This is a genomic window from Vibrio sp. JPW-9-11-11 (genome assembly GCF_013369335.1).
Lineage (GTDB): Bacteria > Pseudomonadota > Gammaproteobacteria > Enterobacterales > Vibrionaceae > Vibrio.
Map to the genome: position 1 here is coordinate 1 of NZ_SZQJ01000005.1, position 19,115 is coordinate 19,115.

Genomic DNA, 19,115 nt, shown 5'->3' on the forward strand with positions numbered 1-19,115 from the left:
TGCGACACTAGCTCAGTTGGTAGAGCGCAACCTTGCCAAGGTTGAGGTCACGAGTTCGAACCTCGTGTGTCGCTCCAAATTGTAAAGCCCTAGCAGAAATGCTAGGGCTTTTTGGTTTCTGGTGGTGGCTATGGCAGCGGCTCGCGGCATCAGTTGGTAGAGCGCAATCTTGCCAAGGTTGAGGTCACACTGATGTTCAAAAGAAAGCGAACCTCGTGTGTCGCTCCAAATTGTAAAGCCCTAGCAGAAATGCTAGGGCTTTTTGGTTTCTGGTGGTGGTTATGTCAGCGACTCGTGGTATCAGTTGGTAGAGCGCAATCTTGCCAAGGTTGAGGTCACACTGATGTTCAAAAGAAAGCGAACCTCGTGTGTCGCTCCAAATTGTAAAGCCCTAGCAGAAATGCTAGGGCTTTTCGGCTTGATGCAAGGTGAATGTTCAGTCTGTTTGAAATCAGTTGGTAGAGCGCAATCTTGCCAAGGTTGAGGTCACACTGATGTTCAAAAGAAAGCGAACCTCGTGTGTCGCTCCAAATTGTAAAGCCCTAGCAGAAATGCTAGGGCTTTTCGGCTTGATGCAAGGTGAATGTTCAGTCTGTTTGAACTAAGCGGAAAATTCGTCCGCTGTCACTACTGAAAATAATCTCGCCATTGGGTAGGACTTCAATATCTCGCACTCTCTCCCCAAGATCTTGCAATATTCTTTGCTCATCAATCGCGACACCTCGCGCTAAACTAATGATGTTGATGTGGGTCAGCTTCAATGCGCCTGCTAGGAGTTTTCCATCAAGCTCTGGAAAGCGCTCACCTCGATACATCACTAGGGAACCGGGGGCAATTGAAGGCACGTAGACCTTAATGGGGCTCTCAATGCCAGGTTTTTCTTCGGCCTCTCCAACATCGAGTGGGCCCCAATACTCTTTGCCATGCGAGGTGATGGGCCAACCGTAGTTCTTGCCTTTGGCAATTAAGTTAATTTCGTCTCCGCCGCGGGGACCGTGTTCAATTGACCAGAGTTGTTTGGACTGGCTGTCAAAGAATAGCCCCTGCGGATTACGATGGCCGTAACTCCAAATCTCGCTGAGCACCTTATCATCATCAATATACGGATTATCGTTTGGTACTTGACCATCGGGCGTTAAGCGTAAAATGGAGCCAGCATGAGTTTGTCTATCTTGCCCGTTGTCGCGCTCTCCTCGATCGCCGACAGAGAAGTAGACAGACTCATTGTCAAAGGTGATACGACTGCCAAAATGCCGTCCGCCATCGGAACCGGATTTCGTCACTAATAGCTCACGCCAGCCACCAATCACCTTGCCATCCAGTTCGGCCCTTGCCAGCGTTGTCTCAATCTCTTGTCCAACTTTCTTGGTGTAGGTGACGTAGATATGGTTTGGATTGAAAGGAGAAATGGCAATATCGAGTAGCCCGCCTTGACCATATTCTAGGGCATTTGGCACAGTCGTTATCGTTTGATATGTGTTGGTCGCGAGGTCCAAAAGCCCGATAGTACCGTTTTTCTCACTCACCAACACACGGTTGGAGTCAATCGCGCTCAATCCCCATGGAATTGTTAGCCCGGAGACAATAGGTTCAGCTCGCCATTGAGTGGATGCGACGCTCGGATAGGCTAGGCATAACAATAGTCCGAATAACAGTTTGTTCATAGCGATGTCCTTGTGGATCTGGGGGTTCCGGGGCCAAATAAACCGGCCAAGTATTTCTGTCATCATTATTTTATGCAAAAAAAGCTTGAGATGATCAATAAATGGTCTATTATGACGATGTGTCAAAAATGACGAAGCGTCATAAATGGGTGTTTATCACCGAGTTGTGAATCGTGATACAATCGTGAGCTATAGGGGTATAGAGCAAAGATGGATTAAGTGATCATGTTTGGTTTTGGTGATAGCAAAAATGACAAAAAAGAGCGCTCTCAGTGTTCGCTTGGGCTGACGAAGAAGCAACAAGCGATCGCCGATAGAGAAGTGGAACTGACTCTACTAGCGAAGTCGCTTGTGCAGGAGCAGGGATGGAGTAACTTGACCATGGATAAGTTAACGGCCTCCAGCGCTTACTCTAAGGGTACGATTTATAATCATTTTTGTAGCAAAGAAGATGTGATCATTGCGTTGTGTATCCATTCTCTTAAGAGCGAAGCCGTGTTATTTGCCCGCTCGGCAGAGTTTGAAGGCAGCTCACGAGAGAAAATGATTGCTCTGCATGTTGGCTACCGTATTTATGCTCGCATGGAGCCCATTCTTTCGACGTGTGCGATTATGGCTAAAACACCTTGGGTACTTGAGAAAGCTTCTGCTGAACGTGTTAAAGCGCTCAATTTATTGGAAGAACAGGTGATCGACGAAGCGGACCTGCTGATCCAAAGCGGCATTGAGCAAGGGGACGTGAAGTTCTCACCAGGTATTGGCTCTGACGCGATAGTGTTTGCCAACTGGTCAATCGCTTTTGGCTCCAATGCACTGACGCAAAATGCGTCAAACAGCAATTGTATCCAACGCTTGCAGGACCCATACTCGGTGCTCAATAACGCCAACATGCTACTAGATGGTTTAGGTTGGCGCCCGTTGTCAACAGAGTGGGATTACCGTAAAACGTGGCGGCGGGTTGAGCAGGAGATTTTTGCTCAAGAAGTCGAGTATTTAGCTTCTGTTGGCCGCTAGCGATCTTATTAAAGCCCTTTCTGGGCTTTTTAAATCGCACTTTGTGACGAATCGTCAAATTGACACTGACACCAACTTTTGCAGACCAGCGCAGAAGTGACACCGCAGTCAACCAGCGTGTGCTGGTTTTTTAATGACATTACTTGACGAAACGTCACAAACGGAGAGTGTGATGAAGGCTAATCAATCTAACCCTGTGCAAATCGCGCCATGGCTGACACTGGCTACACGCTACAGCTGGTGGGTAGTATTAATATCAGTCACCTTATTGGTGCTCGCGACCTTAGGGGGTAAGAACCTCTATTTTCGTGGTGACTACAACATATTTTTTGATGGCGAAAACCCTCAGCTACGCGCCTATGACGAAATTCAAACTACGTTCGCCAAATCGGACAATCTCGCTATCGTGATTGCCCCGAATAGCGGCAATGTATTTGAACGAGACACCTTAACCCTAATCCAGAAATTGACTCAAGATGCGTGGCAAGTTCCGTATTCGAGCCGAGTCGATTCATTGGCCAACTATCAGCATACTCAAGCCGATCAAGATGATTTATTGGTTGAGGATTTACTACTAGACGAATACCCGTTGACCGAGCAACGTATTCAACAGGTACGAGAAATAGCGCTATCTGAACCTGTGGTTCGAGATGCCTTAGTGTCGGCTCGCGGAGATGTGGCTGTGGTCAATATCACCGTTCAGCCCCCCCAAATCGATGAAACGGCCGAGGCTCTGGAAATTGTCGCGTATGCAGACCAACTGCTTAGCCAATATCAACGACAGTATCCCGAGGTCACTTTTCATAAGGCGGGAATCATCGCTATGAATCACGCGTTCATGGCGTCTGCTCAACAAGACAGTGAAACACTCGTTCCCACTATGTTACTGGTTATTCTGGTTTTTCTGACAGTGATGTTACGTTCTTTGCTCAGTGTGCTCGCTACTCTTTTTATCATTATCGCATCGGTTGCCGCGACGATGGGGCTATCCGGCTGGGCGGGGATGTTTTTGAGCACTGCAACGGTCAACATTCCCACTTTAGTAATGACGCTGGCTGTTGCGGATTGTGTCCATATCATCGCGACTATGCGGCAAAACTTGCGTAAAGGGTACAACAAGGTCTATGCGATTGATCAGAGTATCGCTATCAATGTGCTGCCGATAGTCATTACCTCAGTGACGACAGCGATTGGTTTCTTAATGATGAACATGTCGGATTCACCAGTGTTGAGAGACTTTGGCAACTTAGCGGCGCTGGGGGTGTTGGTCGCCTGTTTACTCTCCGTCACCTTGTTGCCCGCTTTGCTTAAACTGCTACCCATCAAGGTGAAAGTGGCTCCCGCCCAACAAGATCGTGTGGATGTCATGGACAAGTTGGGGGATTGGGTGGTGCGTCATCGCAACGCATTGCTGCCAGTGTCTGCAGTCGCCATCATAGTGTCAGCGAGTTTAATTCCACTCAATCAAGTCAATGATGAATCGGTCAAGTACTTTGACTCAAGTAATGAGTTTCGCCAAGCGGCAGACTTCATGGAACAGAACATCAGTGGCATGACAACGATCAGTATCGCGATTAAAACTGGCCAGTCACAAGGGATCGCAGACCCCACCTACATGCAAACTATCGGTGATTTTTCGACATGGTTGCGAGCACAACCAGAAACCGACCATGTGGCTACGATCGCCGACGTGTACAAGCGCCTTAATATGAATATGCATGGTGACGATCCTGGCTACTATTCACTGCCATTGGAGAGAGAGCTCGCGGCGCAATATTTGCTGCTGTATGAAATGTCATTGCCATATGGTCTTGACCTCAATAATCAAATCAATGTCGATAAGTCATCGGTCAAAATGGTCGTAACGCTTGCAAACTTGGGCAGCGTAGAGTTGGTTGAAATTGAAAACCGCATCTACCGTTGGTTCGAGCAGCACGCGCCGCAATATCAAGTTATTGCTTCCAGTCCATCTTTGATGTTTGCCCATATCGGTGAAACCAATATGGCGAGTATGTTATCAACCTTGCCGATAACACTAGTGCTTATCTCTGCGCTGATGGTATTCGCACTGCGCTCGTTGCGTTTAGGCATGATTAGTGTTGTGCCGAATATTGCCCCAGCGATTATCGGCTTTGGCTTATGGGCGCTGTTTTCAGGGGAAATCAACCTTGGTTTGTCTGTGGTTGTCACTTTGACTCTAGGCATTGTCGTTGATGACTCCGTCCATTTTTTATCGAAATACCAACGCGCGCGCCAGCAAGGTCAGTCTGCTGAAGAGGCGGTGCGTTATGCATTCCACACCGTGGGCCGAGCATTATGGATCACCACCGTTGTGCTAGTGGCGGGCTTTGGCGTCCTTGCTATGTCGAGTTTTAGACTTAACTCTGATTTAGGACAACTGAGTGCGTTGGTGATTTTTATCGCCTTGGTGGTGGATTTTATCTTCCTGCCCGCACTGTTGATGCGCTTCGACACCGCAAGCTATACCGCCCCAGAGCCCTCGAAAACGCCGTCTTCAGCGGTCAATGTTCAAACTCAAAATTAAAAGGATCTCAGCATGAAATTTAACCTTAAGACGTACCGCATAGCGACGACTTTGGTCAGCTTACTCCTCATTTCAACCGCGGCCTTAGCTGACCCTCAACGAGGGTTGGAGATAGCCAAAGAGCGAAAAGCACGCGATATGGGGTGGGGAGATTCAGTCGCGACGATGCAAATGCTACTGAGTAACGCACAAGGTGAAAGTAGCAGTCGCAAGATGAGATTAAAGTCGCTCGAGGTGGCCGGTGATGGCGACAAAGGTTTAACGATTTTTGACCAACCGCGTGATGTGAAAGGAACGGCATTTCTAAATCATTCTCACAGTACTGAACCGGACGACCAGTGGCTGTATTTGCCGGCACTCAAACGCGTCAAACGCATTTCATCGCGTAATAAATCGGGCCCTTTTATGGGCAGTGAGTTTGCTTACGAAGATTTGAGTTCATTTGAGTTAGAAAAGTACCGCTTTAACTACCTTGGCAACGAAACGCTCGAGGGCCTCGAGACTTTTATCGTCGAACAAACGCCGACGGATAAAAACTCAGGTTATACCAAGCTGTTGGTTTGGCTTGATCAGCAGTTTTATCGACCAGCCAAAATTGAATTCTATGATCGCAAAGGGGCGCTATTGAAAACCCTACAATTTAAGGACTATAAGCAATACCTCGACAAGTACTGGCGCTCGCACAGCATGGAAATGGTCAACCACCAAACAGGGAAGAGTACGCTTTTGACCACCAGTGACCTGACTTTCCAAACGGGTTTAGACGCGCAGGATTTTGAGAAAAATGTCTTAAAGCGAGTGAAGTAGGGAGCGTTATGTCAAAACTATTTAGTTTGTTGGGCCAAGTGATGGCCAGCGGTGTGTTAGCGAGCTTTGCGTTACCAAGCTATGCTGTCGAGATAAGCGGTCAAGGTGTGTTGGAACATCGACAGTTCTTTTCTCAAGGTTTGCAAGGACAAGAGAAAGGTCAAACGTCTGTCGTCATTGAGCCCGAACTCTATTGGTCTTTGACTGACAGTTCCGATTTCACCTTGGTCCCTTTCTATCGACTCGACAGTATGGATGAGCAAAGAACACACTTTGACCTGCGTGAAGCGCTCTATCTTAAGTACTGGGATCAGGTAGAGCTCAGGGCAGGGGTTGGCAAAGTATTTTGGGGGGTGACGGAATCTCAGCACCTAGTGGATGTGGTCAATCAAACCGATGCGATTGAATCTGTCGATGGGGAAGATAAGTTAGGTCAACCTATGCTTCACCTAACTTCGCTGACGGATTATGGCACGTTAGACACATTGCTATTACCCATATTTCGCGAGCGAACATTCGCCGGTGTTGATGGCCGAATACGGCCGACACTGCCGGTGTCTGACTCAGCAGAGTATGAGTCATCTCGGCAAGACCGACACTTAGACTTTGCGCTGCGTTATTCAATCATGCTTGATGATTGGGATCTTGGGTTGAGTTATTTTCAAGGGACGAATCGCGATCCTTATTATCGTGTCGTCGGCTCAGAGCTTCGGCCATATTATGCTCAAGCTAAACAGCTCGGGTTGGACGTGCAAGGCATTGTCGGCGATTGGCTTTGGAAATTCGAAAGTATCTATCGCGATAGTCAGGACCACCATACAGGCCTGGTATCCGGTTTCGAGTATACCCAAGTTGGTTTTTGGGGAACCGTATACGATGTCGGCTGGATAGGGGAATACTTGTATGACAGCCGTGGCAATAACGCTCAAACCCTTGGCCAGAATGATCTTTTCCTGGGTTTGAGAGTAGCGATGAATGATGCCGACAGCAGTGAACTTTTGTTCGGTATCACTCAAGATTTGGATAATCACGATGTATATAATGCAAAGCTTGAAGCGTCGAGTCGTTTGACCAACAGACTGTCTTGGAATCTAAATGCTTGGCTGTTTGAAAACGATTCTCCGAGTGACTTGCTCTATTTTGCTCGCAAGGATGACTTTGTTGAACTATCGCTGGAGTATTATTTTTAAGCGTTAGCCAGATCACGCTTATTGAATGTGATATTGATTCCAAACCTATGGGAGCTGATCTAGCTCCCCTTTTCTGTGTTTCATCACTTAGCATTAGCTAATAAAGCATGTAAAATCCTTATCAATAGAATGGTGATTATAAACCGCTGCTATTTGAACAAGACGGGCAGCGAACAAGGGCTAGGATAGATGAAGTCATTTGAATGGGATAGCTGTTACGAGACAGGCTTGGAAGAGGTCGATGAGCAGCACCAATATCTAGTGGAAGTCATAAACCGTTATGGCGCTTTGATCGCGCAGAACAATATCTCGCTACAAGATATACGCATGGCTCTATTTGAACTCTCTCGCTACGCAGAGTTCCACTTCAAAGAAGAAGAAAACTTAATGCGTCAGGCGGGTGTCTATCAGCTTCATATTGACGAGCATATCAAAGTACACCGCGCTTTTATGGCCGATATTGTCAGTATGCAAGCCTTTATCAGCGAGGAGAATAAGAAGTCATCCGAGCACTTGCTCAACTTTCTTATTCACTGGCTGGCCTACCATATTTTGGGTATTGATCAGAACATGTCACGTCAGGTCAAGCAGATAGAGCAGGGGGTGGACCCAAAATTGGCGTGGGAAAACGAACAAACCAAGCAAGACAAATCAACAGAACCATTGCTTAAAGCCTTGAATGGCCTGTTCGAACAAGTCTCTGAACGCAATAAAGCGTTACTTGAGCTCAACCAGTGTTTAGAAGACAAAGTGCTTGAACGGACCAAACAGTTATCGCGTGTTAACAAGCAGCTAGAAGAACTCTCTTTGACCGATTCGTTGACCAAGCTGCCCAATCGTCGCTGCGCGATTCGTAAACTCAAAGCGTATTGGCAGGAGTCAGTGCAAAATGATGAGCCGTTGGTTTGCATTATGATTGATGCTGACTACTTTAAGCAGGTCAATGATACGGCTGGTCATGATGCGGGGGATAGGCTGCTGGTTGAACTCTCTCAAGCTTTAGGAGACTCGTTCCGCAGCGATGACCTGGTCTGTCGTTTGGGCGGCGACGAGTTTTTTGTTATTTGCCCTAATACCGATCTCGAAGGCGGCGCCCACATCGCCGAAGTGACACGCCACAAAGTGAATCAGATGTTGGTTCCGGTGGGTGACAGTGTGTGGCGCGGCAGCATTAGTGTTGGGGTTGCGGAGCGCAGTCGCGAGATGGTGGACTACAACGATTTGATCAAAGCGGCAGACAACGCGGTCTATAAAGCGAAATCACTCGGCCGTAATCAGGTTGCAGTCACTCAACAGCACCTAACATCAGAGAGTCTTTAACATCCATACGTCGCAACGGCTGTGTTCGGTTCCTTCTAGCGGTTGCTCTAGGTGCGTAAATCCGAGTTTTTGATACAACTGGATCGCTGATGTCATCGACGTCAGTGTATCCAAGTAGCACTGTTGATACCCTTGCTGCCGCGCAAAAGTGAGGCATTGTTGCGTCAACTGTTGCCCTACGCCTAAGCCGCGACTCTCGGGCAATAAGAAGAGCTTTTTCAGCTCACACGTTTGCTGAGATTGTGCAAATGGCGCGATACCACACCCGCCAACAATTTTCCCATCGAGTAATGCCACAAGATACAGACTCTTGTCTTCAGGACGATAGTGTTGACTCATGGCCAAGACCTCAGGGTCAGAAGGGCCGAAACCATCCCCAACTGCGCCAAATTCAGCGCCAACGGCTTTTATAATGGCGCATATCGCCGGGTCTTGTTGTGGCTGAATCGGTTCGATGCTGAGCGTCATTTCTATTCCTTATTTGACCTAGTGACTATGGAACATTTGGGTATAAAAAATCGATTTATCAAGTGTTGAGGCGAAATTTTATCCAAAGGCGGTAAATATGGTGATTTCAGTTTGGATTTGACCTTGTCATTCGTTACTATGTAGGGCTATCTATAGACCAAAAATCCCCGTCGGGTACGAGTCGATAAACGCTCTACCTATAATGGACACTACCACTTATGCCTATGACTTTCATCTAGGTGTAGGTAGATGAGGAAACGATGCAACATCTAGAAGAGATCATTGCTAACGCGAATGCAGCAATTGAAGCTGCAGATTCGTTAGTCGCACTTGATGAAGTGCGTGTTCAGTATCTAGGCAAAAAAGGTGAGCTAACGGCTCAACTTCAAAGCCTAGGTAAACTACCACCAGAAGAGCGCCGTGAAGCTGGTCAAGAGATCAATAAAGCGAAAGGCGCTGTTCAACAAGCGATCGCAGCTCGTAAAGATGCACTACAACGTGCAGAGCTAGAAGCGAAGCTTGCAGCAGAAACAATCGACGTGACTCTACCGGGTCGTCGTATCGAGAACGGTGGTCTACACCCTGTAACTCGCACTGTTGAGCGTATTGAACAGTTCTTTGGTGAGCTAGGCTTTAACACTGAGTCTGGTCCTGAGATTGAAGATGCATTTCACAACTTTGATGCACTAAATATCGCAGAAGATCACCCAGCGCGTACTGACCACGACACGTTCTTCTTTAACCCAGATCTAATGCTACGTACTCACACGTCTGGCGTTCAGATCCGTACGATGGAAAATGGTAAACCACCATTCCGCTTTATCGCACCGGGCCGTGTTTACCGTAACGACTACGACCAAACGCACACGCCAATGTTCCACCAAGTGGAAGGCATGCTAGTAGACGAGAACGTAAACTTCGCACAGCTTAAAGGCATCCTGCACGACTTCCTATGTAACTTCTTTGAAGAAGAAGTTGAAGTTCGTTTCCGTCCTTCTTACTTCCCGTTCACAGAGCCTTCAGCTGAAGTAGACGTGAAAGGTAAGAACGGCAAATGGCTTGAAGTTCTAGGTTGTGGCATGGTTCACCCTAACGTACTTCGCAGCGTTGGCATCGACCCTGAGAAATACTCTGGCTTCGCATTTGGTATGGGCGTTGAGCGTCTGACTATGCTTCGTTACGGCGTAAACGATCTTCGTGCGTTCTTCGAGAACGACCTTCGTTTCCTAAAACAGTTCAAGTAATCCAGGGGATACATCACTATGAAATTTAGCGAATCTTGGCTTCGTGAGTGGGTAAACCCTGCGGTATCGACTGACGAACTTACACACCAAATCACAATGGCGGGTCTAGAAGTAGACGACGTACTACCTGTTGCGGGTTCTTTCACGGGCGTTAAAGTAGGTAAAGTGGTTGAGTGTGGTCAACACCCAGACGCTGACAAACTACGTGTAACTAAAGTAGATGTTGGCGCTGAAGAACTTCTAGACATCGTTTGTGGCGCATCTAACTGCCGTCTAGGTATCAAAGTTGCTGTCGCGACTGTTGGTGCTGTTCTACCAGGCGATTTCAAAATCAAAAAAGCAAAACTACGTGGTCAACCATCACACGGCATGCTGTGTTCATTCTCTGAACTAGGTATCGACGTTGAATCTGATGGCATCATGGAACTAGCAGAAGACGCAGCAATCGGTACTGATTTCCGCGAATTCCTAGGTCTTGACGACGTAACAGTAGACGTAGACCTAACGGCTAACCGCGCTGACTGTTTCAGTATCCGTGGTATGGCGCGTGAAGTTGGCGTTCTAAACCGTGCTGACGTAACTGAGCCTGCGGTAAATGCAGTAGCTCCAGCGATCGACGATCAAGTATCAATCGAAGTGAAAGCACCTGCAGCATGTCCACGTTACCTAGGTCGTGTGGTTAAGAACGTAAACGTTCAAGCTGAAACACCACTTTGGATGCAAGAAAAACTGCGCCGTTGCGGTATTCGCTCTATCGACCCAGTTGTAGACATCACTAACTTTGTTCTTCTAGAGCAAGGCCAGCCAATGCACGCATTTGATCTAGCTAAGATTGAAGGCGGCATCGTCGTTCGTATGGCAGAGCAGGGCGAGAAGCTAACTCTTCTAGACGGTAACGAAGCTGAGCTAAACGCTGATACTCTAGTAGTAGCAGACCACAACAAAGCACTTGCTATCGCAGGTATCTTTGGTGGTGAAGAGTCTGGTGTAACCACTGAAACTAAAGACGTGCTACTTGAGTGTGCGTTCTTCGCACCAGACCACATCCGTGGTCGCGCGCGTAGCTACGGCCTACACACGGATTCTTCAATGCGTTTTGAGCGTGGTGTCGATTTCGCATTACAAACAAGCGCAATGGAGCGTGCAACAGAACTTCTTGTTGAGATCTGTGGTGGTGAAGTAGCACCTGTTGTTGCTGTAGAGTCAGAAGCTGACTTACCAAAAGCGAACACAGTATCACTACGCCGTACTAAGCTAGACAGCCTACTAGGTCACCACATTGCAGACAGCGATGTTGTTGAAATCCTAGAGCGTCTTGGCCTAACAGTGGAAACAACTGACTCAGGTTGGACAGCGACAGCACCAACATGGCGTTTTGATATCGCAATCGAGCAAGACCTAATTGAAGAAGTAGGTCGTATCTACGGTTACGATAACATCCCTAACCAAAACCCAGCGGCAGCACTTAAGATGCACGACCACGTTGAAGCGAACATTCCGCTAAAACGCGTTCGTAACCTACTTGTTGACCGTGGTTACCAAGAAGCAATCACTTACAGCTTCGTTGAGCCAGAGCAGCAAAAGCTTGTTGTTCCAGGTGTTGAGCCGCTAATCCTGCCATTCCCAATCTCTGCGGATATGTCAGCAATGCGTCTAGGCCTTATCCAAGGTCTACTAAACACTGTGGTTCACAACCAGAAGCGTCAACAGCCACGTGTTCGCCTATTTGAATACGGCCTACGTTTCATCCCATGTGAGTCTGCTGAAAACGGTATGCGCCAAGAGCCTATGCTTGCAGGTGTTATCGCAGGTACTCGCAGTGAAGAGCACTGGGACATCGAAACCAACACAGTTGATTTCTTTGATCTGAAAGGCGACCTAGAAGCGGTTCTTGAGCTTACAGCAAACGAAGCGGCTTACTCTTTCGCAGCACTTTCTGCTGAAGACAAAGCAGCGAACCCAGCGCTTCACCCAGGTCAATCTGCAGCTATCATCGTTGATGGCAAGCAAGTTGGTGTGATTGGTACTGTGCACCCTGAGCTTGAGCGTAAGTTTGGTCTAAACGGCCGTACTATCGTATTCGAAGTGGAATGGTCTGCAATCAACACTAAAGTGATTCCTGAAGCAGTACAGCTTTCTAAGTTCCCATCAAACCGTCGTGACATCGCGGTCGTTGTTGACGAAGCAGTCGCTTCTGGCGACATCGTTGCAGCGTGTCTAGAGCAAGGTGGTGAGTTCCTGAAAGACGCGAAACTGTTCGACGTTTATGTTGGTAAAGGCGTTGAAGAAGGTAAGAAGAGCCTAGCAATCGCGCTGACACTACAATCTGTAGAGCGTACGCTTGAAGATGCAGACATCGCTGGCGCGGTTGACGCAATCGTTGCTCACGTATCTGACAAGTTTGGCGCTGTACTACGCGATTAAGTCGTCGCTAACCGATATAAAAAACCTGCTCATTGTTAGCAGGTTTTTTTTCGTCTAAATACTGGGCAGAGCGCTTTGCTTATCGTTTGATATGCATCACCACTTGGTTTAGCTCATTCACGTTGTTTTGCAAATCAATCACGATCGGCTCCACTTGGTTGATGGCTCTACTCATGTCAGACGACAAATTCTTAATGTTGGCCAAATTACCCGATATCTCATCACTCACGGTGAGCTGCTGCTCAGTTGCAGCAGCAATCGATGTATTGAGATTATGAATCTCTGATGCTGAATTCTTGATCGTCGTCAGGGCATCATTGGCCGTGGCCATATTACTTCTCGTCAACTGCATTTGTTCAGCGCTGGTGTGAATCGTCTGGGTCGATTGCTTGGCCTTTTCTTGCAACGACAAAATAATAGACTCAATTTCCCCCGTTGAATCCTGAGTTCTTTGGGCGAGTGAACGCACTTCATCGGCAACGACCGCAAAGCCGCGGCCTTGTTCACCCGCTCGGGCGGCTTCTATTGCGGCATTGAGGGCAAGCAAGTTGGTTTGTTCTGCAATACCTTTAATCACATCCAGCACGTTACCGACGTTATTGGACTCTTCCGCCAAGTGCTCGATGATCTCTGAGGTGTTGGTAAACTCAGATTCTAGGCGACCAAAATCAGACGTTGTCGTCTCAAACACCTCTTTGCTGGTCGTCGCCTCTTTTTCGGCACTTCCCGCATACTCTTCGGCAAGATTGGTATTTTCTGAAACGTTAGAAAGGGCAGCGGTCATTTCCTCCATCGCAGTGGCGGCCAGTTCCATTTCTTGGCTCTGTTGACCTGCTAGGTCGATATTCTGTCGCGTTATGTCTTGCATGGATTCTGAAATATGCGAAATCGTTCGGTTCACTTGGTCAATTTTGTTCACCGTCGTGGCGTAACTGGCTAGTACTTTATTGATGGTGGTGGCAATGATGCCCAGCTCGTCTTTGCGAGTGTCATCGGTTCTTAGCGTGAGGTCAGAATCATCATCGACTTTTTGCAGCATCTTGGCCATGGTATCGACGGGTTTTACTACTTTTCGGTTGACCATGACATAGCCAAAAATCGCAATGACGAACACAGCAATAAGTGAGGCGTTACCAATCAGTACTACGGTTTTCACTCGTTGCGTTTGGGCGTCAAACTGAGCGGAGGTTCGTGTTTCAAGGGCTGTGAAAAACTCGTCAATCGGCGCCATGATTTTGGCTTTTTCTTGGTGATACTGTTTGGAGTGAAGTAACTCGACAGCCATCTGGTTGTCTGGAGTGCCACGTACCGTATAGTTGCCACTGGCGTCGGGGAAGCGACCTTTTACCGCATTCATTGCGCGCACTTCCATATTGACGAGTGCGTCGGAGTTATTTTGTGCTTCTTCGAGCAGTTTAAATTCTTTATCGGTAAACCCTAAGTTCTTCATCATGGTATTGAGAGAGATACGCTGACCATCGGGTTTGGGTTTTTGACCGTAGTTGAGCACTAAGTCCCAGTAGATAGTGTGGTAGTTTTCTGGACGGGGAATATCGCCGTTACGAATCGCCAAAATGTCCATGTACATCTTTTCGTAGTCATCGTTGCCGGTGACTACGTATGTTCTTCCCAAACGAGTTAAATCATCAGAGCTTTGGCGTAACTCGTCTGCAGCTTGATAGGACTGATAGCGAACGTTTGCCAACTCATCCAGTTGTTGCAAAAGGCTACTGAGCTGAAAGATGGTGACGACACTAATAATAATCCCTAAACCAATTACACCAAACACTGCTTTCATCGTGTTGTTAATTGTCATAGCACTCATTCCTAGTAAGTGCTGGGTCAAACTAGGTGAAACCTTTGATAAAGGTGTTTCCCTTAAGCCGATAGTTCTCCAGCAAGTATGTCTAAATGACTGCATTTGTAATTTTGTATTAACAGTCCTATCAGTAATGCTAGTCAAAACTGCGTGCTCTTGCGGGAAATTTTATAGGAAAATGGACTGGCCGCGTGTTGCGAACGAAAAAAAAGCGCCCTTAACGGGCGCTTGAACTGCAAACAATATCTTAATTAATCAGCTATATCCTAGTTACTTCAAACAACTACAAAAGTAGGGCCAATGTTTTCAGTAACCAAGCGGAGTTAACGCAGATCTTGCATAGCAATGTGGTCCATGTCAGTGAACTCTTGGTTTTCACCCACCATACCCCAGATAAAGGTGTACGCTTGAGTGCCAACGCCAGAGTGAATTGACCAACTTGGAGAGATAACCGCTTGTTCGTTACGAACCACTAGATGACGAGTCTGTTGTGGCTCACCCATAAAGTGGAACACTGCGCTGTCTTCTTGCATACCAAAGTAGAAGTACACTTCCATACGACGATCATGGGTGTGACAAGGCATGGTGTTCCAAAGCGAGCCTTGCTCAAGCTTGGTGAGTCCCATTAGTAGCTGACACGTTGGTAGTACGTCAGGAACGATGTACTTGTAAATCGTACGCTTGTTGCTTGTTTCACTGTCGCCGAGCGTGACCGGTGATGCTTCTGCAAGCGTAATGCGCTTATTTGGGTACTTCGTGTGTGCTGGTGCACAGTTGTAGTAGAACTTAGCAGGTGCATCCGCATCGTTACTGCTGAAAGAAACCTCGCGTGCACCCATACCGATGTACAGTGCTTCTTGAGCATTTACCGTGTATGTTTCGCCATCAACGGTGATCACACCATCACCACCTACGTTAATTACACCAAGCTCACGACGCTGCAGAAAGTACTCTACGCCGATTTTCTTGCCCAAATCTGCATCGAGTTCAACTTGAGTATTCACTGGCTTAACGCCACCAAATACGATTCGATCGATATGGCTGTAAGTCATAGTGAGTTGGTCAGCAACAAAAATATCTTCAACAAGAAACTCGTTACGAAGTTCTTCTGTGTCTAATTGTTTTGCATGCTCGCTGTGAATAGCTTGACGAATTTGCATTCTACTTCTCTCTTAACATTTGGCCTGTATTTCAGGCATCACAAACTGGATGAAACAAATCCTAGCACCTTGTTTGTTTAACTTTCCAATTTGAAATGTCGTTTTACTATTTACGTCACACTATTGCAAATTTGTGTAATTAAAAATGAAATGCTGTTTCAAAATGATTGAGTAGGCAATTTTCATCGAGTATAGTGAGCAACAATTGATAGAGATTTGGTGTGGAGTCATGCACGACAAGAAAGTGGCCATCATTGGCGAATGTATGGTGGAACTACGTAAAACAGAAGACGGCATTGAGCAAGCATTTGGCGGTGATACGTTAAACACTGCGCTGTATCTATCACGTTTATCAGCGCAATATAAACAGCCTTTGATGGTCAGTTACTTTACGGCTTTAGGTAAAGACAAACTCAGCGATGCAATGGTGTCTGCATGGCAAAGCGAAGGTATCGACGTGAGTCAGGTAAGCCGTTATAGCGACAAGTTGCCCGGGCTTTATATGATTGAAAACCGTCCGTGCGGTGAGCGAGATTTCTTCTACTGGCGCAACGATGCTGCTGTTAGGCAATGGTTAAACCGAGAAGAGCCAGAGCAGCTTTATCAACAGTTAAAGCAATACGATGTGATTTATCTCAGCGGTATCACGTTAGCAATTCTTACTGCCAGCCAAAGCAACTTGCTTATCGATCTTCTTAAGCGACTAAAAGAGCATGGCTGTTTGATCGCTTTTGACACCAACTACCGACCAAACTTGTGGCTAACCAAAGCCCAAGCTCAGCAACGATTTATTCAGCTTTATCAGTTGAGTGACATCGCATTGCTGACTTTTGATGATGAACAATTGCTGTTTGGTGATCAATCGCCCCAAGCCACGCTTGAGCGTTTGCGTGAATTTGCTATCTCGCAACTGGTTATTAAATCGGGCGCTGATGGATGCTTGGTCCTTACTGAGGATGATGAGCAGTGGGTGACAACGAGCCAAGTTGCGCAAGTCGTCGATACAACCGCGGCCGGCGATTCGTTCAATGCGGGCTACCTCTACCAATGGTTAGTGACACAAGATTGCGTCAAAGCAGCGCGTGCCGGCCATACCCTAGCAGGCACCGTGATACAGCACAAAGGGGCAGTGATTGATGTACAGCACATGCCGCAAATTTCTGATTAATACTGGGAGAGAAAAATGAGTAACTTGTCGCTAGAACAGCAGCTGGCCAATGTCAAAGTTGTGCCTGTGATTGCAATCAAAGATGCAGCGTTGGCCGTGCCACTTGCACAAACCTTAGTGGACAACGGGCTACCGTGCGCTGAAGTGACGTTCCGTACAGAAGCGGGCCATGAAGCAATTCGCTTAATGCGTGAAGCTTATCCAGAGATGCTGATCGGTGCGGGTACCGTTGTCACGACCCAACAAGTGGACCAAGCAATTGAAGCGGGTGTCGATTTTATTGTGAGCCCGGGTTTCAACCCGACGGTTGTCAAGTACGCGCAGCAACGCGGTGTGGTCATTGTGCCGGGTGTTAACAACCCGAGTTTGGTTGAGCAAGCGATGGAAATGGGGCTTAAAACGCTTAAATTCTTCCCAGCAAGTGCATCGGGTGGTACTGCGATGCTCAAGGCTTTGAGCGCGGTATACCCGGTACAATTTATGCCAACGGGTGGTGTCTCGGCGAGCAATATCGAGTCGTACCTAGAGATCCCAAGCGTGTTGGCTTGTGGCGGGACTTGGATGGTGCCAGGAGACCTGATTGACGCGCAAGATTGGGCAGCAATTGGCAAACTAGTGCAGCAAGTGGTTTGCGCGCTTTCTGAGCAATAAAATCAAGGGGTAACCTGAATGATGGCCAAAAGCAGCCGTAAGCTTGCCTTGTATTTTCCGTTCTTAAACTGGTTACCCCAAGTAACCTCACAGACAGTCAAAGCGGACTTTTGGGCGGGACTTACCGGCGCAATTATCGTTCTACCGCAAGGTGTAGCGTATGCAATGATCGCTGGGTTACCGCCGGAGTACGGCTTGTACACCGCGATCATACCGGCGATTCTAGCCGCCTTGTTTGGCTCATCACACCATTTGATTTCGGGGCCAACCGCCGCGCTTTCGGTCATTGTGTTTACGACGGTCAGTCAGTTTGCTGATCCGGGAACACCTCTCTATATTCAGCTTTGCTTTACTTTGACGCTGTGCGCCGGATTAGTACAACTGCTGTTTGGTCTACTGCGATTTGGTGCGGTGGTCAATTTTGTCTCCCACTCGGTTGTGTTGGGCTTTACCGCGGGCGCGGCGCTCATCATTGCGATCAGCCAGCTTAAACATGTGCTGGGTTTACACTACGCGTCGGGCGAAACCGCGATTGAGAACGTTAATCTACTCTTTTCTCACTTGGGTCAACTCGACATCAAAGAGATGGTCATCGGTGTGATCACGATTGCGACTTGTATATTGGTCAAGCAAGCGGCCCCCAAAGCGCCCCATATGCTGTTAGCCACGTTAGTGGCAATGGGCGCGGCGTATGGCATGAATTTATTTGGCAATGATGTCGCATTGGTGGGTGAAGTGAGCAGCGCTTACTTGAGTTTGTCGTCACCGTTTATCGGTCTTGCGCATTTAGAATCCATGTTGGGCGGCGTTATCGCTGTGGCGATGCTGGGTTTGGTGGAAGCCATTTCGATTGGTCGATCCGTTGCGATTAAATCTCGACAGCAACTCGACAGTAACCAAGAGTTTATTGGTCAGGGGTTATCGAATGTTGTGGGCTCTTTCTTCTCTTGTTATGTCTCTTCTGGTTCGTTTACCCGTAGTGGAGTCAATTACACCAGCGGGGCAAAAACGCCGTTAGCTGCCGTATTTGCTGGCTTGATTCTATTGGTCATCATGGCGCTGTTTGTTCAATACGCGGCGTATATTCCAATTGCAGGTATGGGCGGTTTGTTGCTGGTGGTGGCTTGGAACTTGGTGGACTTTCACCATATTAAAACGCTGTTTGAGCAAGATATTAAAGAGACGGTGGTATTGGTCGCGACCTTTGTCGCCGCACTCGTACTGCATTTGGAATGGGCAATCTACGTGGGTGTCGTTGCATCGCTGTTTTTCTATTTGCGCCGCACGTCGCAACCTGTGATTGAGTCGTTGACATCAGAGCTTGTCCACCTTGAAGACAAAGATGTTGAAGTGATTCGTATCAATGGTTCAATTTTCTTTGGCTGTATTCAATACCTCAACCAAGAGCTACAAAACATCACCGCACAGCGTGTGATCATTCTAGGTCGCGGCATTAACTTCATCGATCACCTTGGTGTACAAATGCTCGATGACTATATCGCCAGTAGCGGTCGACAGGTCTACTTCTGCCGATTTAAAGCGAAGGCAAAAGAGTCGTTACTTAACGGTTCTAAGCACGTTCAAGAAGAGAACTTCTCCGAACGTTTAACCCCTTTATTAACTTTGACTTCTAGGAAGTAA

14 protein-coding genes and 2 tRNA genes are annotated in these 19,115 nt (G+C 47.5%); 12 read left to right on the plus strand and 4 right to left on the minus strand.

Annotation, left to right across the window (positions count from 1 at the left end):
- Position 1 precedes the first annotated feature (1 nt).
- Positions 2–77: transfer RNA gene (locus FCU94_RS05900), tRNA-Gly, on the plus strand.
- A gap of 55 nt (positions 78–132) precedes the next feature.
- Positions 133–228 (plus strand) — tRNA-Gly (locus FCU94_RS05905).
- Between the two features lie 359 nt (positions 229–587).
- On the opposite strand, the gene FCU94_RS05910 is transcribed toward FCU94_RS05905, so the two are convergent.
- Positions 588–1,664 (minus strand): PQQ-dependent sugar dehydrogenase, encoded by a 1,077-nt coding sequence (locus FCU94_RS05910; protein ID WP_176287623.1) that lies wholly within the window; start codon positions 1,662–1,664, stop codon positions 588–590.
- A 225-nt stretch (positions 1,665–1,889) separates the two neighbouring features.
- Here FCU94_RS05910 and FCU94_RS05915 point away from each other — a divergent pair, with 225 nt between their 5' ends.
- From FCU94_RS05915 to FCU94_RS05935, 5 genes are all read left to right on the plus strand, one after another.
- Positions 1,890–2,678, plus strand: coding sequence for a TetR/AcrR family transcriptional regulator (locus tag FCU94_RS05915; protein WP_176287624.1), 789 nt, complete (start codon positions 1,890–1,892; stop codon positions 2,676–2,678).
- Between the two features lie 172 nt (positions 2,679–2,850).
- Positions 2,851–5,223, plus strand: coding sequence for an efflux RND transporter permease subunit (locus FCU94_RS05920; RefSeq protein ID WP_176288338.1), 2,373 nt, complete (start codon positions 2,851–2,853; stop codon positions 5,221–5,223).
- A 12-nt stretch (positions 5,224–5,235) separates the two neighbouring features.
- Positions 5,236–6,030 (plus strand): outer membrane lipoprotein-sorting protein, encoded by a 795-nt coding sequence (locus tag FCU94_RS05925; protein WP_176287625.1) that lies wholly within the window; start codon positions 5,236–5,238, stop codon positions 6,028–6,030.
- Between the two features lie 8 nt (positions 6,031–6,038).
- Complete coding sequence (locus FCU94_RS05930; protein WP_176287626.1) at positions 6,039–7,220, plus strand: hypothetical protein; 1,182 nt, start codon at positions 6,039–6,041, stop codon at positions 7,218–7,220.
- Positions 7,221–7,409: 189 nt separating this feature from the next.
- Positions 7,410–8,540 carry a GGDEF domain-containing protein gene (locus FCU94_RS05935; protein ID WP_176287627.1) on the plus strand — a complete coding sequence of 377 codons (1,131 nt, stop codon included), beginning with the start codon at positions 7,410–7,412 and terminating at the stop codon, positions 8,538–8,540.
- On the opposite strand, the gene FCU94_RS05940 is transcribed toward FCU94_RS05935, so the two are convergent.
- Positions 8,526–9,008: a GNAT family N-acetyltransferase gene (locus tag FCU94_RS05940; RefSeq protein WP_176287628.1), complete on the minus strand. Its 483-nt coding sequence runs from the start codon at positions 9,006–9,008 to the stop codon at positions 8,526–8,528. The two genes, FCU94_RS05935 and FCU94_RS05940, sit on opposite strands and share 15 nt — an antisense overlap.
- A 260-nt stretch (positions 9,009–9,268) precedes the next feature.
- Here FCU94_RS05940 and pheS point away from each other — a divergent pair, with 260 nt between their 5' ends.
- Positions 9,269–10,252: a phenylalanine--tRNA ligase subunit alpha gene (gene pheS, locus FCU94_RS05945; RefSeq protein ID WP_176287629.1), complete on the plus strand. Its 984-nt coding sequence runs from the start codon at positions 9,269–9,271 to the stop codon at positions 10,250–10,252.
- An 18-nt stretch (positions 10,253–10,270) separates the two neighbouring features.
- A complete protein-coding gene (gene pheT / locus FCU94_RS05950) occupies positions 10,271–12,676 on the plus strand; it encodes a phenylalanine--tRNA ligase subunit beta (protein ID WP_176287630.1) in 2,406 nt (801 codons plus the stop codon).
- A gap of 79 nt (positions 12,677–12,755) precedes the next feature.
- Here the strand turns inward: pheT and FCU94_RS05955 are convergent, their stop codons facing one another.
- Together FCU94_RS05955 and kduI are read right to left on the minus strand one after the other, a co-directional pair.
- On the minus strand, positions 12,756–14,492 hold the full coding sequence (locus tag FCU94_RS05955; protein ID WP_176287631.1) for a methyl-accepting chemotaxis protein: 1,737 nt from the start codon (positions 14,490–14,492) through the stop codon (positions 12,756–12,758).
- Positions 14,493–14,818: 326 nt separating this feature from the next.
- Positions 14,819–15,655 (minus strand): 5-dehydro-4-deoxy-D-glucuronate isomerase, encoded by an 837-nt coding sequence (gene kduI / locus FCU94_RS05960; protein WP_176287632.1) that lies wholly within the window; start codon positions 15,653–15,655, stop codon positions 14,819–14,821.
- Positions 15,656–15,884: 229 nt separating this feature from the next.
- Between kduI and FCU94_RS05965 the strand changes: the two genes are divergently transcribed.
- Genes FCU94_RS05965 through FCU94_RS05975 form a run of 3 tightly spaced genes read left to right on the plus strand, consistent with a single transcriptional unit; the run spans position 15,885 to position 19,115 of the window.
- Positions 15,885–16,823: a sugar kinase gene (locus tag FCU94_RS05965; protein ID WP_176287633.1), complete on the plus strand. Its 939-nt coding sequence runs from the start codon at positions 15,885–15,887 to the stop codon at positions 16,821–16,823.
- Positions 16,824–16,838: 15 nt separating this feature from the next.
- Positions 16,839–17,474 (plus strand): bifunctional 4-hydroxy-2-oxoglutarate aldolase/2-dehydro-3-deoxy-phosphogluconate aldolase, encoded by a 636-nt coding sequence (locus tag FCU94_RS05970; protein ID WP_176287634.1) that lies wholly within the window; start codon positions 16,839–16,841, stop codon positions 17,472–17,474.
- Positions 17,475–17,492: 18 nt separating this feature from the next.
- Positions 17,493–19,115 (plus strand): SulP family inorganic anion transporter, encoded by a 1,623-nt coding sequence (locus FCU94_RS05975; RefSeq protein WP_255199234.1) that lies wholly within the window; start codon positions 17,493–17,495, stop codon positions 19,113–19,115.

Coding starts and splice junctions, on each gene's coding strand:
- FCU94_RS05930 (WP_176287626.1), top strand. CDS start 6,039: ATGTCAAAACTATTTAGTTTGTTGGGCCAAGTGATGGCCAGCGGTGTG.
- FCU94_RS05910 (WP_176287623.1), bottom strand. CDS start 1,664: ATGAACAAACTGTTATTCGGACTATTGTTATGCCTAGCCTATCCGAGC.
- pheS (WP_176287629.1), top strand. CDS start 9,269: ATGCAACATCTAGAAGAGATCATTGCTAACGCGAATGCAGCAATTGAA.
- FCU94_RS05940 (WP_176287628.1), bottom strand. CDS start 9,008: ATGACGCTCAGCATCGAACCGATTCAGCCACAACAAGACCCGGCGATA.
- pheT (WP_176287630.1), top strand. CDS start 10,271: ATGAAATTTAGCGAATCTTGGCTTCGTGAGTGGGTAAACCCTGCGGTA.
- FCU94_RS05935 (WP_176287627.1), top strand. CDS start 7,410: ATGAAGTCATTTGAATGGGATAGCTGTTACGAGACAGGCTTGGAAGAG.
- FCU94_RS05975 (WP_255199234.1), top strand. CDS start 17,493: ATGATGGCCAAAAGCAGCCGTAAGCTTGCCTTGTATTTTCCGTTCTTA.
- kduI (WP_176287632.1), bottom strand. CDS start 15,655: ATGCAAATTCGTCAAGCTATTCACAGCGAGCATGCAAAACAATTAGAC.
- FCU94_RS05925 (WP_176287625.1), top strand. CDS start 5,236: ATGAAATTTAACCTTAAGACGTACCGCATAGCGACGACTTTGGTCAGC.
- FCU94_RS05955 (WP_176287631.1), bottom strand. CDS start 14,492: ATGACAATTAACAACACGATGAAAGCAGTGTTTGGTGTAATTGGTTTA.
- FCU94_RS05915 (WP_176287624.1), top strand. CDS start 1,890: ATGTTTGGTTTTGGTGATAGCAAAAATGACAAAAAAGAGCGCTCTCAG.
- FCU94_RS05965 (WP_176287633.1), top strand. CDS start 15,885: ATGCACGACAAGAAAGTGGCCATCATTGGCGAATGTATGGTGGAACTA.
- FCU94_RS05920 (WP_176288338.1), top strand. CDS start 2,851: ATGAAGGCTAATCAATCTAACCCTGTGCAAATCGCGCCATGGCTGACA.
- FCU94_RS05970 (WP_176287634.1), top strand. CDS start 16,839: ATGAGTAACTTGTCGCTAGAACAGCAGCTGGCCAATGTCAAAGTTGTG.